General features: G+C 60.7%; 12 protein-coding genes and 1 pseudogene. 5 read left to right on the plus strand and 8 right to left on the minus strand.

Going from position 1 to position 12648, the window contains the following annotated elements:
• Window positions 1-200: 200 nt before the first annotated feature.
• The 4 genes and pseudogenes from lepA to IH615_RS01110 all read left to right on the plus strand — a co-directional run bounded on the left by lepA (window position 201) and on the right by IH615_RS01110 (window position 4749).
• Window positions 201-2006 (plus strand): translation elongation factor 4, encoded by a 1806-nt coding sequence (gene lepA / locus IH615_RS01095; protein ID WP_291359128.1) that lies wholly within the window; start codon window positions 201-203, stop codon window positions 2004-2006.
• Between the two features lie 37 nt (window positions 2007-2043).
• Window positions 2044-2361 carry a hypothetical protein gene (locus IH615_RS01100; RefSeq protein WP_291359129.1) on the plus strand — a complete coding sequence of 106 codons (318 nt, stop codon included), beginning with the start codon at window positions 2044-2046 and terminating at the stop codon, window positions 2359-2361.
• Window positions 2361-2579 (plus strand): annotated as a pseudogene (locus IH615_RS01105) (elongation factor 4); the annotation flags it as partial. The gene IH615_RS01100 and the pseudogene IH615_RS01105, both read left to right, overlap by 1 nt.
• Window positions 2580-2646: 67 nt before the next feature.
• Window positions 2647-4749, plus strand: a complete 2103-nt coding sequence (locus IH615_RS01110; protein WP_291359131.1) for a hypothetical protein — start codon at window positions 2647-2649, stop codon at window positions 4747-4749.
• 10 nt (window positions 4750-4759) lie between these two features.
• Here the strand turns inward: IH615_RS01110 and IH615_RS01115 are convergent, their stop codons facing one another.
• The 3 genes from IH615_RS01115 to IH615_RS01125 form a co-directional block, all read right to left on the minus strand.
• Window positions 4760-5446: a reverse transcriptase domain-containing protein gene (locus tag IH615_RS01115; RefSeq protein WP_291359133.1), complete on the minus strand. Its 687-nt coding sequence runs from the start codon at window positions 5444-5446 to the stop codon at window positions 4760-4762.
• An 873-nt stretch (window positions 5447-6319) separates the two neighbouring features.
• On the minus strand, window positions 6320-6745 hold the full coding sequence (locus IH615_RS01120; protein WP_291359135.1) for an OsmC family protein: 426 nt from the start codon (window positions 6743-6745) through the stop codon (window positions 6320-6322).
• A gap of 215 nt (window positions 6746-6960) precedes the next feature.
• Window positions 6961-8001 carry a rhodanese-related sulfurtransferase gene (locus IH615_RS01125; protein ID WP_291359138.1) on the minus strand — a complete coding sequence of 347 codons (1041 nt, stop codon included), beginning with the start codon at window positions 7999-8001 and terminating at the stop codon, window positions 6961-6963.
• Between the two features lie 62 nt (window positions 8002-8063).
• Between IH615_RS01125 and IH615_RS01130 the strand changes: the two genes are divergently transcribed.
• Complete coding sequence (locus tag IH615_RS01130) at window positions 8064-9101, plus strand: aldo/keto reductase (protein WP_291359139.1); 1038 nt, start codon at window positions 8064-8066, stop codon at window positions 9099-9101.
• Between the two features lie 92 nt (window positions 9102-9193).
• Here IH615_RS01130 and IH615_RS01135 read toward each other — a convergent pair whose 3' ends face one another.
• The 5 genes from IH615_RS01135 to IH615_RS01155 all read right to left on the minus strand — a co-directional run bounded on the left by IH615_RS01135 (window position 9194) and on the right by IH615_RS01155 (window position 12646).
• Window positions 9194-9829 (minus strand): peroxiredoxin, encoded by a 636-nt coding sequence (locus IH615_RS01135; RefSeq protein WP_291359141.1) that lies wholly within the window; start codon window positions 9827-9829, stop codon window positions 9194-9196.
• A gap of 157 nt (window positions 9830-9986) precedes the next feature.
• A complete protein-coding gene (locus tag IH615_RS01140; protein WP_291359143.1) occupies window positions 9987-10178 on the minus strand; it encodes a hypothetical protein in 192 nt (63 codons plus the stop codon).
• A 104-nt stretch (window positions 10179-10282) separates the two neighbouring features.
• Window positions 10283-10783, minus strand: a complete 501-nt coding sequence (locus tag IH615_RS01145; RefSeq protein ID WP_291359144.1) for a CreA family protein — start codon at window positions 10781-10783, stop codon at window positions 10283-10285.
• Window positions 10784-10999: 216 nt separating this feature from the next.
• The gene (locus IH615_RS01150; protein ID WP_291359145.1) at window positions 11000-11800 is read right to left on the minus strand and encodes an amino acid ABC transporter permease; all 801 of its coding nucleotides are present in this window, start codon (window positions 11798-11800) and stop codon (window positions 11000-11002) included.
• Window positions 11801-11842: 42 nt separating this feature from the next.
• On the minus strand, window positions 11843-12646 hold the full coding sequence (locus IH615_RS01155; protein ID WP_291359146.1) for a transporter substrate-binding domain-containing protein: 804 nt from the start codon (window positions 12644-12646) through the stop codon (window positions 11843-11845).
• Window positions 12647-12648 lie beyond the last annotated feature (2 nt).

The following is a 12648-nucleotide window of genomic DNA, read 5'->3' on the forward strand; positions in this document are numbered from 1 at the left end:
TCGACGAAGTCCTCGAACTGACCCAGGAAATCCTGCGCCACGACAGGGATCGGCAGCAGCAGCGGCAGGGTGATGGCTAGTCTGGTGAGTATGTGCATCTGCCCCTAACGCGCGAGCCATGCAAAAAGCACCGCCCTCGCTGCTGTTAACGGCCGCTAAACCATCTTTCTCCCCCTGCCCCGTTCTGCTATCAGCCCCTCATGACAACGCCGCTTTCCCGCATCCGCAATTTCTCCATCGTCGCCCATATCGACCATGGCAAATCCACCCTCGCCGACCGGCTCATCCAGATGACCGGCGGGCTGGAGGCCCGCGAGATGAAGGAGCAGGTGCTCGATTCGATGGATATCGAGCGCGAGCGCGGCATCACCATCAAGGCGCAGACCGTCCGGCTGAACTACAAGGCGCAGGACGGGCACGATTATGTGCTCAACCTGATCGACACGCCCGGCCATGTCGACTTCGCCTATGAAGTCTCCCGGTCCATGGCGGCCGTCGAGGGCTCATTGCTGGTGGTCGATGCGTCGCAGGGCGTCGAGGCGCAGACGCTGGCCAATGTCTATCACGCGCTCGATGCCAATCACGAAATCGTCCCCGTCCTCAACAAGGTCGACCTGCCCGCCGCCGATGTGGAACGGGTCAAGCAGCAGATCGAGGATGTCATCGGCATCGATGCCTCCGAGGCGCTGGAAATCTCGGCCAAGTCGGGCTTCGGCATCGACACCGTGCTCGAGGCCATCGTCCACCGCCTGCCCGCCCCCAAGGGCGATATCGACGCCCCGCTCAAGGCGCTGCTGGTGGATAGCTGGTACGACACCTATCTGGGCGTCGTCGTGCTCGTGCGCATCATCGACGGCACCATGAAGAAGGGCCAGCGCATCCGCATGATGGCCTCGGGCGCCGTCTATGAGCTCGATCGCGTCGCCGTCAACACGCCCAAGCTGGTGGAGGTCAAGGAACTCGGCCCGGGCGAGCTGGGCGTTTTCACCGCCTCGATCAAGGAAGTCGCCGAAACCAATGTCGGCGATACGATCACCGATGATCGCAAGCCCACCGCCAACCCGCTGCCGGACTTCCGCCCGGCGCAGCCGGTGGTGTTCTGCGGCCTGTTCCCGGTTGATGCCTCCGATTTCGACGAGCTGCGCGCTGCCATGGGCAAGCTGCGGCTCAACGATGCCAGCTTCAGCTTCGAGATGGAAACCAGCGCCGCGCTCGGCTTCGGCTTCCGCTGCGGGTTCCTGGGGTTGCTGCATCTCGAAATCATCCAGGAGCGGCTCTCCCGAGAGTTCAACCTCGACCTGATCGCAACCGCCCCCTCGGTGGTCTACGAAGTGCTGCTGACCAATGGCGAGACCATGCTGCTGCACAATCCGGCCGATCTGCCTGATGTGATGAAGATCGAGGAAATCCGCGAGCCCTGGATCAAGGCGACCATTCTCACCCCGGACGAATATCTGGGCTCCATCCTCAAACTCTGCCAGGATCGCCGCGGCATCCAGCGCAACCTCTCCTATGTCGGCAACCGCGCCATGGTGGAATATGACCTGCCGCTCAATGCGGTGGTGTTCGATTTCTACGATCGCCTGAAGTCCATTTCCAAGGGCTATGCGAGCTTTGACTATACCCTGGCCGATCACCGCGTCGGCGACCTGGTCAAGCTCTCGATCCTGGTCAATGCCGAGCCGGTCGACGCCCTCTCCATGCTGGTGCACCGCACTGTCGCCGAGTCGCGCGGCCGCATCATGTGCGAAAAACTCAAGGAGCTGATCCCGCCGCATCTGTTCGTGATCCCGATCCAGGCGGCCATTGGCGGCAAGATCATCGCCCGCGAAACCGTCCGCGCCATGCGCAAGGACGTGACGGCCAAGTGCTATGGCGGCGACGCCACCCGCAAGCGCAAGCTGCTGGAAAAGCAGAAGGCGGGCAAGAAGCGCATGCGCCAGTTTGGGAGTGTGGAGATCCCGCAGGAGGCCTTCATCAAGGCGCTCAAGATGGGCGACGACTGACAAGCCGCCTGCCACCCATCATCGTCCGGAGCCTGCCATGCGCTTTCTCGTTGCCTGCCTCAGCTTTGTGCTGCTCGCCGCCGCTGCCACTCCCGCGCTCGCCCAAAGCGAGATGACCTGCGAAACGATCCTTGCCAATGCCGAGCGCAGCAAGACCGACATGTATCTGGCCGCCACGACCTATTTTCATGGCAAGCACATGGGCAAGCCCTGTGTCGATATCGACTACGTCAAGGCCTTCGACCTGGCCGAGCGGAGCGGGATGGGCGTCGACCCCTTCCTCCGCATTCTGCGCGAACGCGCCGATCAGGGCCACCCAAGCGCTAAGTCGGCGCTGGAAAAGCTGGGCTACTGATCCCGATCCAGTCCGCCATTGGCGGCAAGATCGTCGCCCGCGAAACCGTCCCCGCCATGCGCAAGGACGTGACGGCCAAGTGCTATGGCGGCGACGCGACCCGCAAGCGAAAGCTGCTGGAAAAGCGGAAGGCGGGCAAGAAGAGGATGCGGCAGTTCGGGAGTGTGGAGATACCCCAGGAGGCGTTTATCAAGGCGCTGAAGATGGGGGACGACTGAGGGTGCGAACTGGTAGATTCCGGTTACGTCGGCGCCTAGGCTAGCGCGGAGTTTCAAGGAGAGAAGCATGCCCGCTAGGTCTGGCGCAGGTGCGTCGGTGGCGTCCGGTGCCAGCTACCAGGCACGAGTAGCGGCTTACTTCTTATCATGCGCGCTGTCTGGTTTGCCGGCGCCCGCAACGAAGTACGGACAAGCGACAGAAATTTCGCTGGAAGTTCGCGACCATGTCGATGACATCCAGATTAGCTTTGACTCCGGCGTGCGAGCGCTCATTCAAGCCAAACGCACCCTCCCGTTCTCGTTGCTGACGAACTCAGAATTCTCTTCAGCGCTGCGGCAGTTCGTTTCTCAAAGCCTAACTGGCGACGACGGACATGCTCAGTATTGTTTGATTACAACCAGCAGTGCTTCGAAGCGCATTACGGGTGACCTATTGGTGGCACTAGACGTAGCCCGGAACTGCGATCCCGACATTTTTCTGCGAGATCAGCCAAAGTCCGTCACGACTACCTACCGGGACGTTCTGTTGGTAGTCCTGGACATTTACAAGCAGCTAGGAGGTGACGGTGACGAGCGTGTAGCCAGAGGCTTGTTGTCCAAAATGCACGTCATCGTACTTGATCTGGACACCGATTCGTCTCTGGAGCATGCCGTGGTGCTTTCGCTTCACGCGGCCGGCTACGCAGCGCCGTCCGGAGTATGGAGCAAGCTCATCGTTGATTGCCTCGAGTGGGCGCGGCGTCGGCAAACTGTCAGCGTGTCGGATATGAGGCGCCAATTTGAACGATTGAGGTTGCCAACATCGGGGTCGATCCAACGAAGAGGCCAATACTTAGAATTCGAAATGTCGACGAAAGGGTTCGAGGTTGGCCGAGAAATAGCGATTATGAGGGCAGACAAGGACCTGTCCTTTCTAGAGAAGGGACAGGTAGGTGTCGTCGAGTTCTATCGTTTTGATAGTGACTGCCGCCCTCGGCTGAGTTTTCAGAACGACAGAATTACCTTTGGCAACGGTGAGCAATTCGAACTGTGGGGACGTTTTTCCACCTGGTTGGGGGCGAACCGCTTCATTGAGGAAAACACCGAGCGATTTGCGGACCTTGATATCCTGGTAATCCCTATGAATGTGGAGGAAGACCTTGAGGCGGGCCTGTGCGCGAAAACCCATAGGAAAGCGCTAGAACTTGCCGCAAAGAGTCGTGACGGCACAAGATGCGTCCATTGTGAACGGCCTGTTACTACCACCATGTCCCCAATAGTGGAGCTTGGTGATGGGCCCACCTTGATTTTTGGCATGGCGCATCCTTCGTGTGTTTTGCCATCCGATCGAGTGATGGGGCGAGCCGATCACAAGTTGTTTGTCGAGAACCCCGAACTCAAAGACTTCGACATAAATGCTTGGTTTGATGCGGCCCATGGAGGGCAGGGTTTCTCGGGTGCCGTTCGGGCGAGCAAGCAGGCCGTTGCCCCCATAATTTGGGGCGGGACACCGTCGATCGAAGCTTCAATCGGTAAGTATATGGTCGTTTCGATTCTCGATGACGGTACTGAACAACTTGCTTCAAACCGAGGGAAGGTGCAGCGCTTTACGCGTGAGCATGCTGAGGAATTCGCGTCTAGCCTTAGTGCCGGCATCACCAAAGCGGAGGCACAGGGTGACCCGCTCTGCTACTCCGATCAAAGCCGCGCCTTCGCCGCGAGGTCCGTACTACTACGTCAACTAGGTACCAGTGAGAAGATTAGTCCCATAGCAAAAGTAGAAGTTCGCGCGTATGAGGCACGGGAGGCAGCCAGATTTCCGGGCCCCAAGAGCTGGTATGCTCCACTGTTGGTGTTAAGAGACGCTACCAGTATGTTGCCGCTAATATTCACAAACATGGTCGCCGCAATTAGTGACCCGATGTCACTGGGGCGCCATATGAACAACTGGCGCAACGCGGGATTTGAAATCCCCCCTTACGAAATTGAAATCCTGCTGGCAGATGCCCAGGTCGACAACCTAATTGAAGAGGCCATTGCCAATGAAGTTGGGGTAGTGATCGATCCTGTCATCAGCGAGGACGGGACTATGGAATTGGTCAGCGGGAGCCCGATCTATTCACTGGACATGATCGCAAAGGGGCAAATCGCTCAGAACACGGGCGATCAATTATTTGACTTCGATCGTTGAAAGCCTCTCGTCAGGTGATCCGGAGAACATTGCGCAGCCGTTCCAGATCGGCCGGGTTGATGATCGAAACGTATCTATCAATGGCCGATTTTGCATATGGGCTTCCCTCAAGCCACTGATTTGCAAAGTCCGCCATTCGGCCCTCTGTTAGTGCCATATGCCCAAACTGAAGGTTGCAATTGAATGCCTGAATTCCGTATTCGGCCAACGCCTTCTTTGAGCTTGCAAGGGGGTATTCCGCTTCATTCGCCGCCTGCATCAGCTTTGAAGATGCCTCCAATACCTCCTCCTTGGTACCCGCTGAGAGGATGATATCGTCCATATAGACTGAAACCCTGACGGCGTTGCTGAGCCCGATAAGGGCTAGCCCTAGGGCAGAACGCTCAAGGGCTAGAGTCGCAAGGATCGGTGATTGCACAAAGCCCTGAGGCAGAGCCTTCCGCGATCCCTGCACCACTACTGATTCGGTGGCCCAATCAAAGGCCTGCCTGCTGCCAAATCCGAGGCTTCTCAGTGAGCGAGTAACCTTTGATCGGATTACGTTGCCGTAGAAGTTCTCTAGATCGAAGCGACTGAAGAAGCTGGATTGGGTATGAAGTCTCAGCGCCTCCACATGCCCGCCCCTTTTGCCCAGGTGATAAAAAACACTATGGGGGTGGTAGCGCTTAGTAACGAGATCAACGATCTTGGCCCCCAAGGCAATTGACGCCTCGTTGGGTACGTAAACCCATTTGCCGGGCGCACGCTGGTATCGATGCTTGTACGTGTGTCGCATAGTAGTTGAGAGCTCCGTTCACAGCGTGCAGCAAGTGCACCACGGCGTTACAAATCTTGATTAGTATCAAGAGTGCCGGGCCGTATCTGCGAACGGAGCGAGTCAAACGATTAAGAAAACGCATGAGCGCCTCCTCTGTTTGTGCCGGCAACCTCTCACTCGCGGACGCGAGCTCTCACTAATCAACCATAGCCAATCAGCTACAAGCGACAACACAAGGTAGCAAAGCACGCATCACACGTCGCGCGCTCCAGGTACCTTTTGCCAGCAGAGGGGAGATGGTGAACGCTTGGTTAGTTTGCAATACTTCATGTGAAAAACTAATCCCCGCCCCTCCACCCCGCCTTACCCTCTCCTGTCCGGCATCCCGCCGCACAGGAAAGAACCACACCCACACAAACCAGCCGCCCGCCTTTCGCGCCCGGCGCTCAAGGCCAGCCTCCGGGCAGGCTGCGCCCACACGCCGGCCATCGCGCGAAAACTTATCCCCGCCCGCCGGCGCCGCCCGCATAATCACCCCGTTCCCGCACATAAACTGCGCGGTCGCGACGAACGGTCGTGTGCGGGGATGTCGGTGGGGTTGGAGTCGTCCAGCCCGGCGGGGGAAACCCGGCAGCTGCGCTTGCGACACAGCGTACCTGGCCCGAACCCGTCCCAAATCCCGGCGCGATGGCGAGGCCCTTGCCTCATTTGTTTGCGGACGACCCGCACTGAGGCGAAGGCCTCGCCATCCGGCAGTATGCGCCGGCGGTCCATCGGCCCGCCGGGCGCTTCGGCGCGCCCGTCAGCCGCCGATCAGGCCAGCTTGGCGTCGAGCGTGATCGTGATCGCGCCCAGCGCATTGGAAACCGGGCAGGCACTCTTGGCCTTTTCGGCCAGTTCGGCAAATTTGGCCGCATCGATCCCGGGCACCTTGCCCTCGAGCGTCAGCGCACTGCCGGTAATCCCGGTGCCGGGGATGAGTTCGACCGCCGCCGAAACCTTGAGATTGTCCGCCGGCGTGCCGTTCTCGGCCAAAAAGTGCGAGAGCTGCATGGCAAAACACCCGGCATGCGCCGCTGCGATCAGTTCTTCCGGATTGGTGCCCGATTGCCCGCTCTCGTCGACAAACCGCCCCTTGAACGTATAGGGCAGGGCCTTCAGCGCCCCGCTCTGGCTATCCAGGGTGCCAGTCCCCTCCGTCAGTGTGCCCTGCCAATTGGCCGTCGCGCTGCGCTTCATGGTGCAAATCCCTTGGTTGGAAAAAGATGTCGATGCTGCCGCCGCGCCCGCGAGGATGCAAGGGCCCGGGCGCCCAATTCGCCCAACCCAACACGCCATTGCGTCCTGATGATGGAGGAGACGGACATGGTGCCGGCCCTGTGGGTCGATGTTACTCTTCAGCGTGCAGCGTCGCGCAAGCGACCCGCCCCGGCGCCGGTTGGCGCAGCCTACAGCTAGACCAGCTTATTGCGGGCCCTCGACGCCTCGGCCAGTGCCTGTTTGGCGGCCTTGCGTTCCGCTGCCGCGCTTGCTGCGGCGTCGCCCAGGTGGGCCACGCCGCGCTGGCGACCCAGTTCCATCTGGCGCTGCCGTTCGGCTGCCGCTGCATGCTTGTCGGCCTCGCCGGCACAATGGGGACAGCTGACGCCCTCGACATAGTCTGACGCCGCCCGGTCCGCCGCCGTCAGCGGATGCCGGCAGGCCCGGCACAGGGTCGCATCGCCCACGACCAGGCCATGGCCAACCGAGACGCGTTCGTCGAAGACGAAGCACTCCCCGGCAAACCGGCTCTGCTCCTGCGGCACCACTTCGAGATATTTGAGGATCCCGCCCTTGAGGTGGAACACTTCCTCAAAGCCCTGGCTCAGCAGGTAGCTCGATGCCTTTTCGCAGCGAATGCCGCCCGTGCAGAACATCGCCACCTTCTTGTCCCGCTTCGGATCGAGATGGCTCGCGACATAGTCCTTGAACTCGGTGAAGTTCTTCGTCGCCGGGTCCAGTGCCCGCTGGAACGTGCCCAGCCCCACCTCATAATCGTTGCGCGTATCGACCAGCACCACGTCATTGCGCTCGATCAGCCCGTTCCAGTCCGCGGGCTCGACATAGGTACCGACGGCCTTGGCCGGATTGGCCTCGGGCGCCCGCAGCGTCACGATTTCGGGCTTGAGCCGCACCTTCATGCGCAGGAAGGGCATCTCGGCGGCGGTCGAATATTTGACCTCGGCGCCATCGAGCCGGGTGCCGAATGCCGGGCCGGCAAACAGCCACTGCGCCAGCGCGTCGATATCAGCCTCGGTCCCCGCCACGGTCCCATTAATGCCTTCGGGTGCCAGGATCAGCGTGCCCTTGATGCCCCGCGCGCAGCAGAATGCGGCCAGTTCCGGCCGGATGGCTTCGGCATCGGGCAGGTCGGCGAATTTATAGATCGCCATCACCTTGTATGGCTGATGTGTCTGGGGCAGATTAGCGTTCATATCGATTTGCGGCCGGTTCATCGGCCCGCTCATATCACTGCCCGCCCCGCGGACCAAATCGAGAAATCAACAGGAGACCATCCATGACCTATCGGGCCGATACGGCACGCTATGACACCATGCAATACCGCCGCTCGGGCAGGTCAGGCCTCAAGCTCCCGGTGGTCAGCCTCGGCCTCTGGCAGAATTTCGGCGGCACGCGCGACTATCCCAGTGCCATGGAAATTCTCGGCTATGCCTTCGACAATGGCATCACCCATTTCGATCTCGCCAACAATTACGGACCGCCGGCCGGCTCGTCCGAGGAGCTGTTCGGCCAGGTCATGGCCCGCGATTTCCGCCCCTATCGCGATGAACTGATCATCTCCACCAAGGCCGGCTACAATATGTGGCCGGGGCCCTATGGCGAGTTCGGCAGCCGGAAATATGTGCTGGCGAGCCTGGACCAATCGCTCAAGCGCATGGGGCTCGACTATGTCGATATCTTCTATTCCCACCGCTTCGACCCCGAAACACCGCTCGAGGAAACCATGGGCGCCCTGGCCCATGCGGTGCGCGCGGGCAAGGCGCTCTATGTCGGCATTTCGAGCTACCCGGAAAAGGAGACGCGCGAGGCCCACCGCATCCTCAAGGATATGGGCGTCGCCACCACCATTCATCAGCCCAGCTATTCCATGATCAACCGCTGGATCGAGAACGACCACACGATCGACGCCTGTGGCGAACTGGGCATCGGCATGATTGCCTTCTCCCCGCTCGCCCAGGGCGTGCTGTCGGGCAAATACAATGCCGGCGGCACCGAGGGTACACGCGGCGCCAATCCCAATGGCACGCTGCGCGCCAGCCATATCGAGCCCCGCGTCCTCGCCGCGGTCGACAAGCTGGGCGACATTGCCCGCAGCCGCGGCCAGTCCATGGTGCAGCTGGCTCTATCCTGGGTGCTGCGGCGCCCTGAAATGACCTCGGCGCTGATCGGCGTGCGCAATCTCGACCAGCTCAAGGACAATCTGGGCGTGCTCAACAATCTCAGCCTCTCGCCCGAAGAGATCGCCGCCATCGACGAGGCGACCAAAGACGGCCAGATGGAGCTCCATCCCCGCCCCAGCGGCTGGCTGCGCTGAGGCGTCACTATCCGGACCTGCGAGGGAAGAAGAAAAAGGGCGGTGGGATGAACCACCGCCCAGTTTGTCAGGGAGAAAAACGCAATGCGGCCTTAGCCGCGGGGTTGGGGAACAATGCGAAGATAGGGCTTGGGTTCCTTCCAGCCATTGGGGAACTTCTCCTTGGCTACTTCGGCCGAGACGGAGCTGGCGATGATCACATCCTCGCCGTTCTTCCAGTTGACCGGGGTGGCAACCGAGTGCTTTGCGGTGAGCTGGAGGCTGTCGATGACGCGGATGACCTCATCGAAATTGCGGCCGGTGGAAGCCGGATACTCGATCTTGAGCTTCACCTTCTTGTCCGGGCCGATGACGAAGACCGACCGCACCGTCAGCGTATTGTCGGCATTGGGATGGATCATGTCGTAGAGGCGGGCGACCTCGCCCTTCGTATCGGCCAGGAGCGGGAAATTGAGGGCCGTGCCCTGGGTTTCCTCGATGTCCTTGGCCCAGCTGCCATGATCCTCGAGCCTGTCGACCGAAAGCCCCAGCACCTTGACGCCGCGCTTGTCGAATTCCGGCTTCAGCTTGGCGGTGTAGCCCAGCTCGGTGGTGCAGACCGGGGTGAAATTCTTGGGGTGGCTGAACAGCACGGCCCATGAGCCATCGATATAGTCGTGGAAATGGATCGGGCCTTCGGTGCTGTCGACGGTAAAATCGGGGGCGGTATCGCCAATCAGAATTGCCATGAGTCTTGTCCTTGCGGGCCGCAACGGCCCCTGCTCGCCTGCGTAGAATATCGCCTTCCGACACGCGCAATGAAGCGGCGTGCGGCGAAATCCTTTTATGTTGTGAAGGGATAGGGCGCCATGGCGTTCCAAGGGGCGCAGCCGGATGAGAACGCGGCTAGTTCAGCAGGCCAAGGAGGCTGGTCGTGCTGCCCGGATGCTGGAGGATATAGGCCACCAAAGGCGGCAGCACGCCGAAGCACATGGCTGCAGGCGGCGAAGCCTTAAGCAACCTCGCGATGAGATAGACGATCAGAAAGGCGGCGAACGTGAACAAGAGGTCGGCCGCATTGTCGGCAATCAACGCCATCAACCGTCCCACAGCGACCCTCCCAGATGCGCCCTAGCAGGGGCACACTGGGCGTGGGACATTTTCATTCGGTGGCAGAATGAATTCGCATTTTGCTAAAGTTTCTATTGGGCCGGTGCCGGCGCTCCATTGCTCCAGGTGACCTGCTCCCCAGCCAGGGGAATGACCGACAGGCTCATCTTGCCGGATCCTTGCTGGATTTCTCGGGCATGGGCCAGATAGATCAAGGCATTGTTGGCGCTATCATAGACACGCGTGACCCGGAGCGACTTCCAGATCAGGGACCGCCCTTCCCTGAAGATTTCCTCTCCACCGGCACGTGTCGATACATCCCCGATGGTAATGGGCCCGGTGACCGAGCAATCGAGCGCCGAATAGGACGGATCCTCGAACCAGTTACCCTGCTGCAGGCGGTCGATGAAGGAGCGGTTGAAATAGGCCAGGTGGCAGACGACGCCATCGACTTCGGGATCGGCCACGGCATCGATGGAAATGTCGTTGCCGGTCCAGTCGACCCCGACATTGCCCACTTCGCGGCTATCGCCACAGGCGGCGAGCGTCACGGCGACGGCGGCAGTCATGGCGAGGGCGGCGAGACGGTTCATTGGGGGGCTCCCTTGGTTCGGGGAATAGATGGCCCTTCCCAGCCGCTACCGCAAGGGCGATCGCCTGCCCCCACTTGAGGGGAAGGACTGAGGGTGTGGGCGATGGGTTGGCCTCCAGACGACCCCCACCCCAGCTCTGCCAGGACCCTTCGGGCCCAGCTGCGCTACCCTCCCCTCAACGGGGGAGGGAGGGCAGGCGCACAGAGCTCAGAGGCTTCAGCGCGTATTCTCGCGCAGATACCGCTCCAGCAGGCGCACCAGCAGCGACAGCGAGATGGTCATGGTGAGGTAGAGGAAGGCCACCACATTATAGGTTTCAAAGAACAGGAAGGTGCCCGATGAATAGACCTTGCCGAGCTGGGTGATGTCCTGGACGCCCAGGGCCGAAACGAGCGCGGAATCCTTGATCATCGAGACGAAATCGTTGGCCAGCGGCGGCAATATGGTGCGCAGGGCCTGCGGGAAGGTGACGAGGCGGAAGCATTTCCAGCGTGAAAGGCCCAGTGAACGCGCCGCTTCGAGCTGGCCGCGATCCACCGATTCTATTCCCGCGCGGAAAATCTCGGCGATAAAGGCAGAATAGCAGATCGTGAGCGCGACGATGGCGCGCCAGACGAAATCGAACTGCCTGATGGTGACGAGCGTGTCGAACGGCTGCAGCAGCCAATTGACTGCCCCCACCATGAACGGAGCCCCGACAAAGGCGACGTAGAACAGGAAGACCAGCACCGGAATGCCGCGAATGATTTCCACGTAGAAGGTGGCTGTTTCGCAGAGGATACGGTTGCCTGAGGTGCGGGCCAGGGCGACAAGCAGGCCGATCAGGGTGGCGGCAAAGAAGGCAATGAGGGTGACCCAAACGGTGGTGAGCACGCCGCCCGACAGGGCGCGGAAGATCTGCGAGTAACCGGCATCATTGCTGATGGCCCAGAGGCCGACGACGAAGAGCAGCCCAATGGCGAGAAGCCACCATGGCATGCGGGAGAGGATGGAAGGTTTGCGGGGGATATAGGTCATCGTTAGTGGGACCGCGGCGGGGCCGCGATCCCGAAACTCCGCCTACTGCGCTGCGTTATACTCGTAGAACCACTTCTGCTGCAGCGCCTCCATGGTGCCATCGGCCTTGATCTGGGCCAGGGCGGCGTTGACCGGAGCGACCAGATCGGAGCCGGGCGTGAAGATGAAGCCGAAATCCTCGGTGCCAAGGGGCTCGCCGATGACTTTGAAGGCGCCCGGATTGGCGCCGATATAGCCATTGGCCGAGGTCTGATCCATCAGCACGGTGTCGACGTCGCCCGACTGCAGGGCCGAGACCGAGGCCCCGAAGGTATCGAACAGCTTGATGCGCGGATTGGCTTCGTCGCCGTCGAGCACGTTGTAGACGGCGACGTAGAAGTTGGTGGTGCCGGCCTGCGCGCCGACGAGATTGGCCGGATCGGCGGCAAAGCTGGCCGCATCGGTGAAGCGGCTTTCATCGGCGCGGACGAGCATTAGCTGCTGGCTGGTGAGGTAGCTGTCGGAGAAGTCAATCTGGCTCTTGCGCTCGTCATTGATGGTGATGCCGTCCATGCCGACATCGAACTGGCCGTCGCGCACCGCCTGGATCATCACATCCCAGCTCGAGAGTTGCCAATCCACCTTGGCGTTGAGGCGCTTGGCGATCTCATTGAAGAGATCGTATTCGAGACCAATGCCTTCACCGGTCGCCGGATCGGCGAAATTGAGCGGCACATAGGCATTTTCGGTGACGGCAATGATGCTGCGACCGCCCAGATCGGGCAGCGCGTCCTGCGCCTGGACGGCGCTCAGGCCGACGGCGAGAATTGCCGCGGCAGCGGCGAGCAGCTTGGTCAGGTTTGGCATGA

Source organism: Devosia sp. (assembly GCF_014860165.1).
Taxonomy (GTDB): Bacteria; Pseudomonadota; Alphaproteobacteria; order Rhizobiales; family Devosiaceae; genus Devosia.